At 69.3% G+C, this 15,883-nt stretch carries 17 protein-coding genes and 1 pseudogene; 12 read left to right on the top strand and 6 right to left on the bottom strand.

Annotation, left to right across the window (positions count from 1 at the left end):
- Positions 1–402 precede the first annotated feature (402 nt).
- From nadA to PGN16_RS15680, 6 genes and pseudogenes are all read right to left on the bottom strand, one after another.
- A complete protein-coding gene (nadA, locus tag PGN16_RS15705; RefSeq protein WP_335310287.1) occupies positions 403–1,401 on the bottom strand; it encodes a quinolinate synthase NadA in 999 nt (332 codons plus the stop codon).
- A gap of 242 nt (positions 1,402–1,643) precedes the next feature.
- On the bottom strand, positions 1,644–2,351 hold the full coding sequence (locus PGN16_RS15700; RefSeq protein WP_335310286.1) for a DUF4230 domain-containing protein: 708 nt from the start codon (positions 2,349–2,351) through the stop codon (positions 1,644–1,646).
- Positions 2,336–3,193 carry an MBL fold metallo-hydrolase gene (locus tag PGN16_RS15695; RefSeq protein WP_335310285.1) on the bottom strand — a complete coding sequence of 286 codons (858 nt, stop codon included), beginning with the start codon at positions 3,191–3,193 and terminating at the stop codon, positions 2,336–2,338. Before PGN16_RS15695 ends, PGN16_RS15700 begins: the two co-directional genes overlap by 16 nt.
- A 161-nt stretch (positions 3,194–3,354) precedes the next feature.
- Entirely contained in the window at positions 3,355–4,980 is a 1,626-nt protein-coding gene (locus PGN16_RS15690) for a M56 family metallopeptidase (protein WP_335310284.1), read from the bottom strand.
- On the bottom strand, positions 4,977–5,345 hold the full coding sequence (locus PGN16_RS15685; RefSeq protein WP_028966870.1) for a BlaI/MecI/CopY family transcriptional regulator: 369 nt from the start codon (positions 5,343–5,345) through the stop codon (positions 4,977–4,979). Before PGN16_RS15685 ends, PGN16_RS15690 begins: the two co-directional genes overlap by 4 nt.
- 86 nt (positions 5,346–5,431) lie before the next feature.
- Positions 5,432–7,085, bottom strand: a pseudogene (locus PGN16_RS15680) (thiamine pyrophosphate-binding protein).
- Positions 7,086–7,402: 317 nt separating this feature from the next.
- Here PGN16_RS15680 and PGN16_RS15675 point away from each other — a divergent pair.
- The 12 genes from PGN16_RS15675 (at position 7,403) to PGN16_RS15620 (ending at position 15,839) form a co-directional block, all read left to right on the top strand.
- Positions 7,403–8,116, top strand: a complete 714-nt coding sequence (locus tag PGN16_RS15675) for a CoA transferase subunit A (RefSeq protein ID WP_335310283.1) — start codon at positions 7,403–7,405, stop codon at positions 8,114–8,116.
- On the top strand, positions 8,113–9,060 hold the full coding sequence (locus tag PGN16_RS15670) for a 5'-nucleotidase, lipoprotein e(P4) family (RefSeq protein ID WP_335310282.1): 948 nt from the start codon (positions 8,113–8,115) through the stop codon (positions 9,058–9,060). The genes PGN16_RS15675 and PGN16_RS15670 overlap by 4 nt, the downstream gene beginning before the upstream one ends.
- Complete coding sequence (locus PGN16_RS15665) at positions 9,057–9,371, top strand: DUF5076 domain-containing protein (protein ID WP_335310281.1); 315 nt, start codon at positions 9,057–9,059, stop codon at positions 9,369–9,371. The genes PGN16_RS15670 and PGN16_RS15665 overlap by 4 nt, the downstream gene beginning before the upstream one ends.
- On the top strand, positions 9,371–10,021 hold the full coding sequence (locus PGN16_RS15660) for a 3-oxoacid CoA-transferase subunit B (protein ID WP_335310280.1): 651 nt from the start codon (positions 9,371–9,373) through the stop codon (positions 10,019–10,021). Before PGN16_RS15665 ends, PGN16_RS15660 begins: the two co-directional genes overlap by 1 nt.
- A 5-nt stretch (positions 10,022–10,026) precedes the next feature.
- On the top strand, positions 10,027–10,719 hold the full coding sequence (locus tag PGN16_RS15655) for a glutathione S-transferase family protein (protein WP_335310279.1): 693 nt from the start codon (positions 10,027–10,029) through the stop codon (positions 10,717–10,719).
- Positions 10,720–10,910: 191 nt separating this feature from the next.
- Entirely contained in the window at positions 10,911–12,341 is a 1,431-nt protein-coding gene (gene leuC / locus PGN16_RS15650) for a 3-isopropylmalate dehydratase large subunit (RefSeq protein ID WP_335310278.1), read from the top strand.
- Between the two features lie 125 nt (positions 12,342–12,466).
- Positions 12,467–13,096, top strand: a complete 630-nt coding sequence (gene leuD, locus PGN16_RS15645; protein ID WP_335310277.1) for a 3-isopropylmalate dehydratase small subunit — start codon at positions 12,467–12,469, stop codon at positions 13,094–13,096.
- Entirely contained in the window at positions 13,059–14,060 is a 1,002-nt protein-coding gene (locus PGN16_RS15640; RefSeq protein WP_335310276.1) for an NADPH:quinone oxidoreductase family protein, read from the top strand. The genes leuD and PGN16_RS15640 overlap by 38 nt, the downstream gene beginning before the upstream one ends.
- Positions 14,061–14,120: 60 nt before the next feature.
- Positions 14,121–14,444 carry a DUF1476 domain-containing protein gene (locus PGN16_RS15635; protein WP_335310275.1) on the top strand — a complete coding sequence of 108 codons (324 nt, stop codon included), beginning with the start codon at positions 14,121–14,123 and terminating at the stop codon, positions 14,442–14,444.
- A 5-nt stretch (positions 14,445–14,449) separates the two neighbouring features.
- A complete protein-coding gene (locus PGN16_RS15630; protein ID WP_184504217.1) occupies positions 14,450–14,683 on the top strand; it encodes a BolA family protein in 234 nt (77 codons plus the stop codon).
- Between the two features lie 37 nt (positions 14,684–14,720).
- A complete protein-coding gene (grxD, locus tag PGN16_RS15625) occupies positions 14,721–15,059 on the top strand; it encodes a Grx4 family monothiol glutaredoxin (RefSeq protein WP_335310274.1) in 339 nt (112 codons plus the stop codon).
- Between the two features lie 186 nt (positions 15,060–15,245).
- On the top strand, positions 15,246–15,839 hold the full coding sequence (locus PGN16_RS15620) for an exopolysaccharide biosynthesis protein (protein WP_335310273.1): 594 nt from the start codon (positions 15,246–15,248) through the stop codon (positions 15,837–15,839).
- The last annotated feature ends 44 nt before the right edge of the window (positions 15,840–15,883 follow it).

Genomic DNA, 15,883 nt, shown 5'->3' with positions numbered 1-15,883 from the left:
GTGACCAACGTAGCGGCGCGCGTCGGGGATAGGAAGCGGGGCACGGATGTTGGCGATGGTTGCGCAGAGCGGAAGCCGAGGTGGCGGGGTGCAGTTCGAAACGCACTGACAAGGTGCGTCAATCTTGGCTGCCGGGGTTTGGAAAGCCTTGTCGATGTTTGCGGCGAGGTATGCGGTTTGTCGCGGTTGCGCAGGGAAAAAGCGGGATCCCGGGTCGAGCCCGGGATGACGGGGTTGGGGCGGGAGACCTTAGCCCTCACGCCGTCGCCCCTGCGGAGGCAGGGGCCTATGGCTGGGTCGTCCGGGTGGGCGGGTCGACACAGGCGCGCCGGTTGTCGGGTCGGCGTTGCGCGGCACGAGACAGACATGGGCCCCTGCCTGCGCAGGGGCGACGGCGCGTGGTCAGTCGCCGGTTACCTTTGCGCGGCCGAGGTCGCCTTGCCCGATCGTGGTGCTCGCCATTTCCAGCATCGCGTCGAGGCTCTTCTTGGCCTGCACGCGCAGCCCCTCGTCCATTTCGATGCGCGGGGTCAGGTCACGCAGCGCGACGTAGAGCTTCTCCATCGTATTGAGCGCCATATACGGGCAAATGTTGCAGTTGCAGTTGCCGTCCGCGCCCGGCGCGCCGATGAAGGTCTTGCCCGGCAGCGCCTTTTCCATTTGGTGGATGATGTGCGGCTCGGTGGCGACGATCAGCGTGTCGCCCGGCATGGCCATCGCATAGTCGAGAATGCCGCGCGTCGAGCCGACGTAATCGGCGTGGTCGAGGATCACCGCCGGACATTCCGGGTGCGCGGCGATCGGCGCATTCGGGTGCTGCGCGCGCAGCTTGAGCAATTCGGTTTCGCTGAACGCCTCGTGGACGATGCACACGCCCGGCCACAGGATCAGGTCGCGTCCGGTCTTGCGCGCGAGATAGCCCCCGAGGTTGCGGTCGGGGCCGAAGATGATCTTCTGCTCGGGCGGGATCTTGGCGAGGATCGTCTCGGCCGAGGACGAGGTGACAATCACGTCGCTCAGCGCCTTCACCGCCGCCGAGCAATTGATATAGGTGAGCGCGATCGCATCGGGGTGCTGCGCGCGGAACGCCGCGAACTGCTCGGGCGGGCAGCTGTCTTCGAGACTGCACCCGGCGTCCATGTCGGGGAGGATCACGGTTTTCTGCGGAGAGAGGATTTTGGCCGTCTCGGCCATGAAGCGCACGCCGCAGAAGGCGATGACGTCGGCATCGGTCGCCTGCGCCTTGCGGCTGAGGTCGAGGCTGTCGCCGACGAAATCCGCGAGGTCCTGGATCTCGGGCTTTTGGTAATAATGCGCGAGGATCACGGCGTTGCGCTCCTTGCGGAGGCGGTCGATCTCGGCGCGCAGGTCGAGGCCCGTCAGGTTCGTCGGCTGTTCCATGTGCGCGCAGATGGCCCGTGTGCGGGGCGCAATCAAGCGGAACGATGGGGGAGCGGAGCGATACGTCGAACACCGCTCACAGATCACGAGCGCGCAGATCAGGATATATGTCGTCTCGTTCGTCGCCCGGGACTTGATCCGGGGCCCCGCTTCTCGGCCGTCGTCCACCGAAGAAGAAGCGGGATCCCGGATCAAGTCCGGGATGACGGGTTGAGGCAAGTGGCCGGTCGTGCCGCCCAGCCCTACCGCGCGTTGCCGAGCACTTCCTCCAGCGAGCGCGTCAGGTCCCATTGGTCGCGATTGTCGGGGCGCGGTTCGCCGGCGAAGCGCACCTCGACGTTGACCGGCAGATTGGCCGCCTCCAGCGTCCCCTCGAACAGGCGCTCCAGCGCGGCGCGGGCGTTCTCGCGCGCCTTGCGCATGTTCTCGGGCTCGCGCGCCTTGGCGGCGACGACGTCGGTCGCTTTCGCGGACACCTTCTTCTGCAGCTCGGCCATCGCGCCGCGCGGGGGCAGGACGCCGGTGGTGGTGTCGACCGTCACGCGGCTCTCGTCGATGTTGGGCGCGCCCACCGTCACGTCGGGCACCTCGACCAGCAGGCGGCGGCGGCGCTCGTCATAGCGGAAGTCGCGCGGGCGCAGGCTGCCGAGCGGGACAAAATAGTCGACGTCATACGGCGCCTTGATGACGCGGACGTATTTCAGCCAGCCCCACATCCTTGACGCCGAGGCGGTCGACTGGACGGTGCCGGAGAGATGGCTGACGCGCAGCTCGTTGCTGCCGTACAACCGCCCGGCGACGACGCGTGCGACCGCAACGCCGCTGTCGTCGGTGGCGACGGTGTATTTCTCGGTGACATAGCGATAGCCGACGAAGGTCGCGACGAGGATCGCGGTGGCGATCGCCAGCGATACCAGCAGCTTGCCGAGCCCGGTCAGATGCTCCGCCATAGATCCCCCTCCTCCGTCACCAGCCCGCGCCGTGCGAGATCGAGCAGATGCGCGAGCACCGAGCGCGACGCCGCGCCCATTAACCGCGCGTCGAGCCCGACATACATGCGCGCGACCATCGCCGCGATCGGCTGCGGCCCTTCCCGCAACAGGCGGAGGATCTGCCCCTCGCGCTGCTTGCGGTGGCCGAGCATCCCGCGCACCAACCGCTGCGGGCGCTCGACCGCCTCGCCATGGCCGGGATAATAGATGCGGTCGTCGCGCAGCAGCAGCTTTTCGAGGCTGGCCAGATAGTCGCCCATGTCGCCATCCGGGGGCGAGACGACGCTGGTCGCCCAGCCCATCACATGATCACCCGAAAAGAGCGCGTTGGTTTCGGCGAGGGCGAAGGCGAGATGGTTGGCGGTGTGGCCGGGAGTCGCGAGCGCGCTGAGCGTCCAGCCATCGCCGGCGACCTGCTCGCCGTCGGTCAGCACGCGATCGGGGGCGTAGTCGGCGTCGAAGGCGGCGTCGGCCTGCTCGCCTGCGTCGCGCACCACCAGCGGCGCGCAGCCGACGATCGGCGCACCGGTTTCGGTGGCGAGGCGGCGCGCGGCGGGAGAATGGTCGCGGTGGTGGTGCGTGATGAGGATCGCGCGGACCGGGCGGCCGGCGATCGCGCGGAGCAGCGCGGCGTGGTGCGCGTCGTCGGCGGGGCCGGGGTCGATGATCGCGAGGTCGGTGGTGCCGACGAGGTGCGTCTGCGTGCCGGTATAGGTGTAGGCCGAGGCATTGGGGGCGAGAACGCGCGTCACCAACGGTTCCAGCGTCATCGCCACGCCGGTGGGGAGGTCGTCTGCCATCTGTGCTTCACATGGCGGCAGAAGGCGACCGGTGCAAGGGTTGGGCGGTTCCCCCACTCATTGTCGCCCCGGCGTTCAGCCGGGGCCCCGCTTCTTCTTGGCAGCCGGAAAAAGAAGCGGGATCCCGGCTCAAGGCCGGGATGACGTTGGGGGGGAGAGGGTCAGTCGCGGTCGGCGACGCGGCGGCGCAATTTGGCGAGCTGGCCGTCGATCGCCGCCATCGCCTCGGCGCGTTGCGCGTCGGTCAGGTTGCGGTTGGCGGTCAGCCCGGCGCGGGCCTGCTCCAGCCCGGTCAGCGCGGCGCGGAGCGCCTGGCGCTGCGTCTCCAGCGCGTCGCGGCGCAGTTGCGCGGTGTCGATCCGCGCCGCCTCGCGCGCCATCGCCGCGGCCTGACGCTGGAGCCGGGCCGAGTCGCGCGCGGCGTGACGCTGGAGCTGCGCGGCCTGCCGTTGCAGGCGGGCGGCGTCGATCGAGGCCAGCCGGGCGGCGTTGCGGCCCAGTTCGGCGGCGTGCGCGTTCAGCTCGGCGATGTCGGCGTCGCCGGGCACCGGCGGGACCGGTGGCATCGGCGGGACCGGCCCGGTGGCAGGCACGGGCGGAGCTGGCGGCGCGGGCGGTGCCGGGGGCACCGGTGCCGGATGGGCGGCCAGATACCGCTCGGCCGCCGCGCCGGTGTAGGTGGTAGTGCGGCCGTCGGCCGTTACGGTGACGGTCGTGTCGCGGTCCTTGTGCTTCTGGACGACGATGTGACGGGTTCCCGGCACGGGAAGGGCATCCGGCATCGCAGGCACGTCCGGCATTTCGGGCGTTTCCGGCATTTCGGGGATCTCCGGGATCTCGATGCCGGTCGCATCCTCCATCCCGGCGCGGACGCGCTCGGCGGCCTGCGTGCCCGAGGCGGTGAAGGCGAGGCCGCCGAGCGCCAGCGCCACGATCGCCATGCTGCCGGCCGCGGTCTGCGTGCGCGTGGCCTTCTTCTTGCCGAGCATCTTCAGTCTCCCCTTCAGATCCTTCACGGTGTTGAGGTGGCAGGCCGGCGATACCGCGCGGCCATGCGCGGCCTTGACGATCGCGCAGCCATAAGCGTGGCGCGCCGCGCCGCCGGTGCGCGCCAGTACGCGCGCGTCATTGGCCATTTCCTGATCGGCGCGGAACTTGCGGAAAGCGACCCACGCCAGCGGGTTGAACCAGTGCAGCGCGAGCACCGCCAGCGCGACCCAGTTGGCGACCAGATCGCCGCGTGCGTGGTGGCCCAGCTCGTGTTCGAGCGCGAGCGCGCGTTCCTCGGGGTCGAAGCGCGCGGCGAAATCGCGCGGGAAGGCGACGACGCGGTCGAAGACGCCAAAGGCGAGCGGGCCGTCGGTGGCGGCGCTCTGCACGACGGTGATCGAACCGACGCGGTCGACCGCGATCCCGAGCCGCAGCACGTTATAGCGGAAGCGGAGGTAGCCTATCGCCTGCCACGCGAGCAGCACCGCCGCCCCGCCCAGCCACAGCCCCAGCGCGACCGGCGGCCAGCCAAGCGCGGTGTGGGTCGTCTCGACCGGCAGCGTCGCGACCGGATCGCCGAGCATGATCACGATCGGCTCGGGCGTCGGCAGCACCGGCAGCGCCTCGCCGCGCCAGCCCTCTGGCAGCGGCGGCATCACCATCCGCAGCGCGGGCAGCGCCCACAGCGCATAGGCGACGCGCGCCCCGAACGCATTGCGGACCGGTCGGCGCAGGACCATGACGGCCAGCATCAGCAGCGCCGATGCCAGCATCGCCTCGATTGCCCAGCCGATCATTGCTTGAGCGCCTTGAGCAAGGCTTCGATCTCGTTGATGTCCTGATCGCTGAGCGCGTCGCGCTCCGCGAGGTGCGCGACCAGCGGGGTCAGCCGGCCGCCGAACAGCCGGTCGATCAGCCGGTCGGATTCACGCGCGACATAATCTTCGCGGCGCACCGCCGGGCTGTAGAGATAGCGCCGGCCATCGACCTCGTGGCGGACCGCCTCCTTGCCGAGCAGCCGCCCGAGCAGCGTCTTGACGGTGGCGGCGCTCCAGCCCCGCTCCGGGTCCACCCGTTCGGCCACGTCCTGCGCGGTGAGCGGGCTTTCGTCCCACAGCACCTCCATGACCGCATGTTCGGCATCGCTGATCCGTTCGACCACGACTCGCTCCCTCGTCACGCCTATTGACTACAGCTGTAATCATATCGATTACGGTTGTAGTCAATAGCTGGCGAGCGGGATTATTCTTACAGCTTGCGCTGCTTGATCGCGGTCAGCGTGGTCGCGGGGGTGATCTGTTCGATGTCGGTGCGGCAGTGGAGCAGCCGCACGCCCGACGCGCCGCGCAGCCGGTCGAGCGCGGGCGCGAAGTCGGCGGTGCGCTCGACCGTCTCGGCGGTCGCGCCATAGGCACGGGCGAGCGCGGCGAAATCGGGGTTGTGGAGCCGGGTCGCGGCGGGGCGGTCGGGATATTCGCGCTCCTGGTGCATCCGGATCGTGCCATAGGTGCCGTTGTCGACGACGATCACGAGCAAATCGGCGTCATGCTGGACCGCGGTCGCCAGTTCCTGCCCGTTCATCAGGAAGTCGCCGTCGCCCGCGACCGCGACGACGCTGCGCCCCGGCCGGCGCAGCGCTGCGGCGACCGCCGCGGGCAGGCCATAGCCCATCGCGCCCGCGGTCGGCGCGAGCTGCGTCCCCGGCGCGGCATAGCGCCAGTAGCGATGCCACCAGCCCGAGAAATTGCCCGCGCCGTTGCAGATGATCGTATCGGCGGGCAGCGCGTCGCGCATCGCCGCGACGCACGGGCCGAGATCGAGCGCGACGCCGTCGCGCGGCTGCGGCACCGTCCAGGCCTCGTAATCGCGGCGCGCCTCGGCGGCGTGCGGGTGCGCGCCGCCGTCGAGCGGGACCAGCGCCTCGGCGAATTCCGCCATGCCGGCGCAGATCGCGAGATCGGTGGCATAGACGCGGTGCAGCTCCTGCGGGTCGGGGTGGACGTGCACCAGCCGCTGGCCGGGGTGATCGGGGGGTGACGAGCGCATAGCCGTCGGTGGTCGCCTCGCCGAGCCGCGCGCCGACGACCAGCAGCAGGTCGGCGTCGCGGACGCGTGCGACCAGCGCCGGGTTCGGGCCATAGCCGAGATTGCCGGCATAGGCCGGGCAGTCGTTGGCGATCGCGTCCTGCCGGCGGAAGGCGGCGGCGACCGGCACGCCGGCGCGCGTCGCCCAATCGGCGAAGGCGGCCGCCGCGGCGGTGTCCCACCCCGCCCCGCCGACGATCGCGAGCGGGCGCTCGGCGGTTGCGAGCAGGTCGCGCAGCCGGTCGAGCGTGTCGGCGTCGACGTCCTGCGACACGCGATCGACGCGCGCGCGGTCGGTCGCCTCCACCGTATCGAGCAGCATGTCCTCGGGGAGCGCCAGCACCACCGGCCCGGGCCGGCCGCTGACCGCGGTGGCATAGGCGCGCGCGACATATTCCGGGATGCGGCGCGCATCGTCGATCCGCGCCGCCCATTTGCACATGGGCGCGAACATCGCCGCGAAGTCGATCTCCTGAAACGCCTCGCGGTCGCGGGTGCCGCGGTCGACGTCGCCGATGAACAGGATCAGCGGCTGCGAATCCTGATGCGCGACATGGACGCCGATCGCGGCGTTGGTCGCGCCCGGCCCGCGCGTGACGAAGGCGACACCGGGGCGGTGCGTCAGCGTGCCGTCGGCACAGGCCATGAACGCCGCCCCGCCCTCCTGCCGGCACGTCACCACGTCGATCGCGGGCGTGTCGTGAAGCGCGTCGAGCACCGCGAGGAAGCTCTCCCCCGGCACGGTGAACACGCGGTCGCAGCCTTGTGCGACGAGCTGGTCGACCAGGATGCGGCCGCCGGTTCTGAGGCTTGTCATGGAAGCGCAGCCTATCGTGTAGCGAATGACTCGCAAGGGGGTTGTGGTCTAGCCCTTCCACGCCGTCGCCCCGCGGCTCTCGACCTGACGCCCTTCACCTTGTCGCTCCTCACCTCGTCGCCCCGGACTTGATCCGGGGCCCCGCTCTTTTGCCGGCGGCCGGGCGGAAGAAGCGGGATCCCGGATCAAGTCCGGGATGACGGACGCGGCGCGCGCGGCCGTTGCCTTCGCCAAGCGCGACGCTAAGGAGCGAGGGTGTGCGACACGGGGCACCGTGGACGCGCGCGATCTAAGGGCCGGACGGGAGTGGGCAAGCCGTGGTCAACAAGGTGTATGACGATGCCGCCGCCGCGCTGGACGGGCTGCTGTTCGACGGGATGACGATCTGCGCGGGCGGGTTCGGGCTGTGCGGCATCCCCGAGCGGCTGATCGACGCGATCCGCGACGCCGGCACCAAGGACCTGACGATCGCGAGCAACAACGCCGGGGTCGATGGCGAAGGGCTCGGCAAGCTGCTGCGCACGCGGCAGGTGAAGAAGATGATCTCTTCCTATGTCGGCGAGAACAAGGAGTTCGAGCGCCAATTCCTCGCCGGTGAGCTGGAGGTGGAATTCTGCCCGCAGGGCACGCTGGCGGAGCGGTGCCGCGCGGGCGGCGCGGGCATCCCCGGCTTCTACACCAAGACCGGCGTCGGCACGCAGGTGGCCGAGGGCAAGGAAGTGAAGGTCTTCGACGGCGAGGAATATATCCTCGAGCGCGGCATCCGCGCCGATCTGTCGATCATCAAGGGCTGGAAGGCCGACGAGAGCGGCAACCTGATCTTCCGCAAGACCGCGCGCAACTTCAACCAGCCGATGGCGACCGCGGGCAAGATCTGCGTCGCCGAGGTCGAGGAAGTGGTGCCGGTCGGCACGCTCGACCCCGATCACATCCATCTGCCCGGCATCTATGTGAAGCGGATGATCGTCGGCGCGCCCTACGAGAAGAAGATCGAGTTCCGCACCACCCGCCCGCGCGTGCAAGCGGCGTGAAGCGCGCGGGCGTCCTGCTGGCGCTCGCCGCGACGCTCGGCGGATGCGCGGCGCAGCGGCAGGTGCTGCTCGGGCGGCCGACCCTGTCGCCGCTGGCGGTCGACGCGCCCGCGCCGCCGGGGGTGCCGCCGGCGATGGCGTGGCTCTACGGCTCGGGCGAGGCGGCGGCGCTGTCGGAACAGGCGTATAACGGCATGGTCCGCTATGTCCGCGAGGTGTTGACCGCGGCGCGCGACCGGCGCGGGCGGCTGCCGTCGCAGCGCGCCGCGGGGACGCTGCCGCGCTGGCCGGCGTCGGTGGTGCTCGCGCCGGGCGCGACCGCGGCGAGTGCCGAGACGGTGCCGTGCGGGACGCTGCCGCCGGCGGTGGTGCTCGACATGGACGAGACCGCGGTGCTCAACCTCGGCTATGAATATGACGATGCGCAAACCGCGCGCGGCTTCGACCAGCAGCGCTGGGAGCGTTGGGAGAAAGCCGGCGCGACGCGCGTGACGGCGGTGCCGGGCGCGGTGGCGGCGTTCCACGCGCTGCGCGCGATGGGGGTGACGATGGTCATCAACACCAACCGCTCGATCACCAATGCCGAGGCGACCGCGCAGGCGCTGGCGAACGCCGGGCTCGGCGAATTCCGGCATGGCGAGACCCTGTTCCTGAAGGGCGACGCGGACGGCAAGTCGGGGAAGGACGGGCGGCGTGCGGCGATCGCGGCGAAATATTGCGTCGTCGCGCTGGCCGGTGACCAGCTCGGCGACTTCGCGGACCTGTTCAACCCGCCCGGCCCTGCCCCCGCGGTCGGGCGGCGGATGCTGACCGCGGTCGCGCCGATCGAGGCGCGCTGGGGGAATGGCTGGTTCGTGCTGCCCAACCCGGTCTACGGCACCGGGCTCGGCAGCGGCTGGGACGAGACCTTCCCGGCCGACAAACGCTGGAAGGACGTGCCATGACCGACGAACCCAAGGGCGCGATCTCGCTGGAGCATGGCGACGTGCTGACCGACCGGTCGGCGGAGGTCGCGCGGATCTGGATCACCGATGGTGCGGGGGCGTCGGTATGGATCGACGCGCGCGTGCTCGGCGATGCGGAGGTGTTCGGTTACCTGATGGCCGACACGATCCGCCACGCCGCGCGCGCCTATGCCGGCACTTATGGCATGACCGAAGACGAGGCGTTGCAGGCGATCGTCGCCGGGCTGAGCGCGCAATTGCGCGAGCAGGCGACCGAGATCACCACCATCCAGGACGGGAGCCTGAACTGATGTCGCAGGAAACGAAGGGCTGGGATCGCAACGGCATGGCGGCACGCGCCGCGCGCGAACTGAAAGACGGTTATTACGTCAACCTCGGGATCGGCATCCCGACGCTGGTGGCGAACAACATCCCGGCGGGGATGACGGTCACGCTGCAATCCGAGAACGGGATGCTGGGGATCGGGCCGTTCCCCTATGACGACGAGGTCGACCCCGACCTGATCAACGCCGGCAAGCAGACGATCAGCGAGCTGCCCTCCTCGGCCTATTTCGGCAGCGAGCAGAGCTTCGCGATGATCCGCGGCGGGCATATCGACCTGACCGTGCTGGGCGCGATGGAGGTGTCCGAGGGCGGCGACATCGCCAACTGGATGATCCCCGGCAAGATGATCAAGGGCATGGGCGGCGCGATGGATCTGGTCGCGGGCGTCAAGAAGATCATCGTCGTGATGGAGCATGTCGCCAAGGACGGCAGCCCGAAGTTTCTGCCGGCCTGTTCGCTGCCGCTGACCGGCAAGAACGTCGTGGACATGATCGTCACCGATCTGGCGGTGTTCCAGCGCGCGGATCACGACTCGCCGTTCCGGCTGGTCGAGCTGGCGCCCGGCGTGACTGCGGACGAGGTCGCGGCGAAGACGGCGGCGCGTTACGAGGTCTGACGCGGATGGCCTATACGCTCATCACCGCGAACCGGAATTATTCGAGCTGGTCGCTGCGGCCGTGGGTGCTGATGACGGTGCTCGGCATCCCGTTTGACGATCGCATCGAGCCGTTCGCGTCGATGGACAATTACGATGCGTTCCGCGCTTTCTCGCCCACCGGGCAGGTGCCGGTGCTGATCGATGGCGAGCGGACCGTGTGGGATTCGCTCGGCATCGCGCTGTATCTCGGCGAGCGGCACGACGGCGTGTGGCCGACCGACCCGGACGCGCGGGCGTGGGCGATGTGCGCGGCGACCGAGATGCACGGCGGGTTCGGCGCGCTGCGGGGCGAACGGACGATGACGGTCGCGCAGCGCGTGACACCGCACGCCACCTCGCCGCGACTCGCGCGCGACGTCACGCGGCTGGCGGAGTTATGGGCTGAGGGGCTGACGCGGTTCGGCGGGCCGTTTCTTGCGGGGGATCGGTTCGGCGCGGTCGATGCGTTCTTTGCACCGGTGGTGTTCCGGGTACGGACCTATGGCATCGACGTTGGCGCGACCGGCGCAGGGTGGGTCGCGAGGATGCTGGAGCAACCGGCGATGCGCGCGTGGGAAGATGCTGCTTTGGCGGAGACGTTCCGCGAGGACTCGCATGAGGCGGAGGTCGCGGCGGTCGGCGTCGTGACCGAGGATCTTCGAGCGCTGCCGTCGTAAGAAATTGGAAAGGCGGCTCTTCATGTCGTCATTGCGAGCGTAGCGAAGCAATCCAGGGCGTCCTGGTCCGGCTCTGGATTGCTTCGCTACGCTCGCAATGACGGATGTGGCCGACGCGACCGCCCTCCGCACGCCATTTTGTTACGCCTGAACTTGGATCGACGATGCTTTTCGGTTAACAGCCGCGGATCATGTCCTCCGCTCCCCGCACATTGTACGAGAAGGTTTGGGACGCTCACGTGGTCGAGCGTCGCGACGATGGTTCCTGCCTGATCTATATCGACCGGCACCTCGTCCATGAGGTGACCAGCCCGCAGGCGTTCGAGGGGCTGCGCGCCGCCGGGCGACGGGTGCGGCGCCCCGACCTGACGCTCGCGGTGCCCGATCACAATCTGCCGACGACGCCGCGCGTCGATGCGAACGGGCACGAGTTGCCGATCGCTGACCGCGAGGGCGCGGAGCAGCTTGCGGCGCTGCGCCAGAACGTCGCCGCGTTCGGCGTGCCTTATATCGACGCGCTGTCGGCCAAGCAGGGCATCGTCCATGTCGTCGGGCCGGAACAGGGCTTTACGCTGCCGGGCACGACGATGGTGTGCGGCGACAGCCATACCTCGGCGCATGGTGCGCTGGGCGCGCTCGCGTTCGGGATCGGCACCAGCGAGGTCGAGCATGTGCTGGCCACCCAGACGCTGATCCTGTCGCCGTCGAAGACGATGGAAGTGCGCGTCGACGGTACGCTCGGCTTCGGGGTCAGCGCGAAGGATGTCGTGCTGGCGATCATCGGCAAGATCGGCGCGGCGGGCGGCACCGGGCATGTGATCGAGTTCACCGGCGAGGTGATCCGCAACCTGTCGGTCGAGGGGCGGCTGACGATCGCCAACATGTCGATCGAGGGCGGCGCGCGCGCCGGGATGATCGCGCCCGACGAGACGACCTTCGCCTATCTGAAGGGCCGGCCGCTCGCGCCGCAGGGCGCGGACTGGGACAAAGCGGTCGCGTGGTGGCGGACGCTGCCGAGCGACGCGGGGGCGCGCTACGACAAGCGCGTGGTGCTGAACGCCGCCGACATCGCGCCGTCGCTGACCTGGGGCACCAGCCCCGAAGACGTCGTGCCGATCACCGGCTTCGTCCCCGCCCCCGACAGCTTCGCCGATCCGTCGAAACGCGAGGCGGCGCAGAAGTCGCTCGATTACATGGGGCTGACCCCGGGGATGCGGATGCAGGACGTCGCCGTCCAGCACGTCTTCATCGGCAGCTGCACCAACAGCCGGATCGAGGATCTCCGCGCCGCCGCCGGGGTGGCGAGCGGCCGGCATGTCGCGGACGGCGTGCGCGCGATGGTCGTGCCCGGCTCGGGACTGGTCAAGCGGCAGGCCGAGGCCGAGGGGCTCGACCGCATCTTCACCGAGGCCGGGTTCGAGTGGCGCGAGCCGGGCTGCTCGATGTGTCTGGCGATGAATCCCGACAAGGTGCCGCCGGGCGAGCGCTGCGCGTCAACCAGCAACAGGAATTTCGTGGGACGTCAGGGACCTGGCGCCCGCACCCATTTGTTGTCGCCGGCAATGGCGGCGGCGGCGGCGGTCACCGGACGGCTCGCCGACGTGCGCGAACTGATGGGCTGAGGACAAGGGGACGCGTCATGAAGAAGGTATTCGTTTTCCTGATCGCCGGCTCGGTATTGAGCGGCGTCGCCGCTTATGCCGCGATTCGCGCGCCCCGCGATCCCGGCTAGCCGTCCGGCACGCTGATGGAGCCGGTCACGCGCGTTTCGGGCACCGCTTACCCTTGGGGTGCCAAGAATATCGACACCGACGTCATCATCCCGGCGCATTGGCTGAAGACGATCAAGCGGTCAGGGCTGGGCAAGGGCGCGTTCGAGACGGTGCGCGCGCAGCCCGGCAACATCTTCGACGATCCTGCCTATGCCGGTGCGCCGATCCTGATCGCGGGCGACAATTTCGGCTGCGGGTCGAGCCGTGAACATGCCGCCTGGGCGTTGGGCGACATGGGCATCAAGGCGGTGATCGCGCCGAGCTTCTCCGACATCTTCTCGGGCAATGCGTTCAAGAACGGCATCGTCCCGGTCGTGTTGCCGCAGGAGGCGGTCGACCGGCTGATCGAGGTGGCGAAGACCGATCCCGTCACGGTCGATCTGGAGACGATGACCGTCACCACCCCCTATCAGGACCGCTTTCCCTTCGAACTCGACGCCTTTCGTCGCCGCTGCCTGATGGAAGGGCTGGACGAGGTCGGGCTGACACTGGCAAAGGATACCGCGATTTCGAAATTCGAGGAGCGGCTCGACGACGAGCGGCCCTGGATCAAGGGAGAGCGGGTGGATGCGGGCTTTGCTGTCGAGGGCGCCGGGCGGACCTGAAACTCTGGAAGTCGGCGAGCTGCCCGATCCCGCCCCCGGTCCGGGCGAGGTGGTGGTCGCGGTCAAGGCGTGTTCGATCAACTATCCCGACGTGCTGGTGATCGAGGATCGCTACCAGTTCCAGCCGCCCCGCCCCTTCGCGCCCGGCGGTGACATCGCCGGCATCGTCGCCGAGGTCGGCGCGGGCGTCACGCAATGGCGCGTCGGCGACCGCGTGATAGGCACGGTGCTGATGGGCGGACTCGCCGAACGACGCGCCGTCTCCGCCGATGCGCTCTATCCGCTGCCCGACGGACGCGGGTTCGAGGAGGGCGCGGCGCTGCTGCTCACCTATGCCACCAGCATCCATGCGCTGGTCGATCGCGGGCGCGTGAAGGCAGGCGACCGCGTGCTGGTGCTCGGCGCGGCGGGCGGGGTCGGGCTGGCGGCGGTCGAGCTGGCCAAGGCGTTCGGCGCGCAGGTGGTCGGTGCGGTGTCGAGCGAGGACAAGGCGCAGGCGGTGCGCGACGCCGGTGCCGACGAGGTGATCGTCTATTCACATGCGCCGTTCGACAAGCCGGCGTCCAAGGCGTTGGCGGAGCGGTTCAAGCAGGCCGGCGGCGCGCACGGCTTTCAGGTGATCTACGACGCGGTCGGCGGCGATTATGCCGAGCCGGCGCTGCGCGCGATCGGCTGGGAGGGGCGCTATCTGGTGGTCGGCTTTCCCGCCGGTATCCCGAAGCTGCCGCTCAACCTGACGTTGCTCAAGAGCTGCGACGTGTGCGGGGTGTTCTGGGGCGCGTTCGCCGGGCGGGAGCCGGCCGCCAATCGCGCGCACATCCTGCATCTGCTCGACTTGTGGGAAGCGGGGCGGATCGCGCCGCGCGTCACCGAGGTGTTCCCGCTCGAACAAGGCGGCACCGCGATCGCCCGATTGGGTCAGCGCAGCGCGATCGGCAAGCTGGTGGTGCGCGTCGCGGATTGAGTCACGTTGCGCCGCAGCGGTCCGCGCACTATCCACTGTGAACAGAGCAGTGGAGCCAGCATGACCCTTTTCGACGATCGTGAGCGCGCATTCGAGGCCAAGTTCGCCCGCGACGAGGAAGTGGCGTTCCGCATCATCGCACGCCGCAACCGGCTGGTCGGGCAATGGGCGGCGCAGCTGATGCAACTGACTCCCGCCGAAACAGACGCTTATGCCAAGGCGGTGGTGCAGGCCGATTTCGAGGAAGCCGGCGACGAGGACGTCGTTCGCAAAATCTATGGCGACCTGACCGCGGCGAACGTCGAGGTCGACGAGGCGGCGGTGCGGCAGGCGCTGGCGGACCAGACCGTCGAGGCGCGCCGCCAGCTGATGCAGCCGGAGTAACGCCGATGCCGATGGAAGGAAGCGACATCGCCGCGCTCATCAAGGCCGGCATCCCCGATGCCGAGGTCGAGATGACCGATCTGGCCGGCGACGGCGATCACTGGTCGGCGCGGGTCGTGTCGGCGTCGTTCGCAGGGATGCCGCGCGTCAAACAGCATCAGGCGGTCTATGCCGCGCTGGGCGGGCGGATGGGCGGCGTGCTCCACGCCTTGCAGTTGACGACCGCCGTTCCGAAGTAAGCGCGAGACGCGCCACCGCATTCGCAAGGAAGACGATATGACCGACGATACCAACGCCCGCATCGACGCGCTGGTGAAGAGCAACCCGGTGGTGCTGTTCATGAAGGGCTCGCCGCTGTTCCCGCAATGCGGCTTTTCGAGCCGCGCGGTGGCGATCCTCGAGCGGCTGGGCGTGCAGTTCGAGAGCGTCGACGTGCTGCAGGATCAGGCGATCCGGCAGGGCATCAAGGGCTATTCGGACTGGCCGACCATCCCGCAGCTCTATGTCGCCGGCGAGTTCGTCGGCGGATCGGACATCATGATGGAGATGTACGAGGCCGGCGAGCTGGGCGAGCTGTTCCAGAAGGCGGGCGCGGCGGCGGCGCCGCAGGCGTAAGGCGCGTTTCCGGCGCGGGGGTCGCAGAAGGCCGGGTTTCGGTAACGATTCTTCATTGCGGGCATAGCGTTAATGAGCGGGGTGGGATCAGGACGCCCTGGATTGCTTCGCTACGCTCGCAATGACGGAGGTCCGGCGTCCGGCGCTTGTTCCGCAACCTGCGCTGCGCTGGTCGGTTGATCGGCGATGGCAGACGAACCCCATAGTGTCGGCGACATCCTCGACGCGATCGACGATCTCGCCGACAAAAAGGACGAGGTCGCGGTCGGCGATGTCGTCGAGGCGCTGGGCGCACGCGGCTTCGGGCCGTTCCTGATCGTCATGCCGCTGATCGACATCTCCCCGATCGGCAGCATTCCCGGCCTGCCGACCGCGATGGCCGCAGTCATCATGCTGATCGCGGTGCAGATGGCGCTGGGACGCAAGCACCTCTGGCTGCCCGGCTTCGTGCGGCGACGCGCGGTGTCGTCGGACAAGGTGCGCAAGGCGGTCGACAAGACGCGTGGCGTGGCGCGGTTCATGGATCGCTGGTTCCACGGGCGGTTGCCGGCGCTGACGCGCGGGCCGTTCGTGCGCGCCGCGGCGTTCGGCGTGATCGCGCTGGCGTGCGCGGTGCCGCCGCTGGAGTTGCTGCCGCTCGCGACCACCGCGCCGATGCTGGCGATCGCGGCGTTCGGGCTGGCGATCGCCGTGCGCGACGGGTTGTTGATGATCGTGGCGACGGTGCTGGCGATCGCGGCGGTGGGGATCGGCGTCGGCTTGTGGAGTGGGCGGGGGTAGCGCCCCACCGTCATTGCGAGCGTAGCGAAGCAATCCAGGGCGTC

Origin of the sequence: Sphingomonas phyllosphaerae, assembly GCF_036946485.1 — a bacterium.
GTDB lineage: Bacteria > Pseudomonadota > Alphaproteobacteria > Sphingomonadales > Sphingomonadaceae > Sphingomonas > Sphingomonas phyllosphaerae_E.
This window is presented reverse-complemented; position numbering and strand designations above follow the sequence as displayed.

What these genes read in the sequence shown, in the direction of transcription:
- nadA (WP_335310287.1), bottom strand. Translation starts at nt 1,401, where the DNA reads ATGGAACAGCCGACGAACCTGACGGGCCTCGACCTGCGCGCCGAGATC.
- PGN16_RS15700 (WP_335310286.1), bottom strand. Translation starts at nt 2,351, where the DNA reads ATGGCGGAGCATCTGACCGGGCTCGGCAAGCTGCTGGTATCGCTGGCG.
- PGN16_RS15695 (WP_335310285.1), bottom strand. Translation starts at nt 3,193, where the DNA reads ATGGCAGACGACCTCCCCACCGGCGTGGCGATGACGCTGGAACCGTTG.
- PGN16_RS15690 (WP_335310284.1), bottom strand. Translation starts at nt 4,980, where the DNA reads ATGATCGGCTGGGCAATCGAGGCGATGCTGGCATCGGCGCTGCTGATG.
- PGN16_RS15665 (WP_335310281.1), top strand. Translation starts at nt 9,057, where the DNA reads ATGACCGACGAACCCAAGGGCGCGATCTCGCTGGAGCATGGCGACGTG.
- PGN16_RS15660 (WP_335310280.1), top strand. Translation starts at nt 9,371, where the DNA reads ATGTCGCAGGAAACGAAGGGCTGGGATCGCAACGGCATGGCGGCACGC.
- PGN16_RS15655 (WP_335310279.1), top strand. Translation starts at nt 10,027, where the DNA reads ATGGCCTATACGCTCATCACCGCGAACCGGAATTATTCGAGCTGGTCG.
- leuC (WP_335310278.1), top strand. Translation starts at nt 10,911, where the DNA reads ATGTCCTCCGCTCCCCGCACATTGTACGAGAAGGTTTGGGACGCTCAC.
- leuD (WP_335310277.1), top strand. Translation starts at nt 12,467, where the DNA reads ATGGAGCCGGTCACGCGCGTTTCGGGCACCGCTTACCCTTGGGGTGCC.
- PGN16_RS15640 (WP_335310276.1), top strand. Translation starts at nt 13,059, where the DNA reads ATGCGGGCTTTGCTGTCGAGGGCGCCGGGCGGACCTGAAACTCTGGAA.
- PGN16_RS15635 (WP_335310275.1), top strand. Translation starts at nt 14,121, where the DNA reads ATGACCCTTTTCGACGATCGTGAGCGCGCATTCGAGGCCAAGTTCGCC.
- PGN16_RS15630 (WP_184504217.1), top strand. Translation starts at nt 14,450, where the DNA reads ATGCCGATGGAAGGAAGCGACATCGCCGCGCTCATCAAGGCCGGCATC.
- grxD (WP_335310274.1), top strand. Translation starts at nt 14,721, where the DNA reads ATGACCGACGATACCAACGCCCGCATCGACGCGCTGGTGAAGAGCAAC.
- PGN16_RS15620 (WP_335310273.1), top strand. Translation starts at nt 15,246, where the DNA reads ATGGCAGACGAACCCCATAGTGTCGGCGACATCCTCGACGCGATCGAC.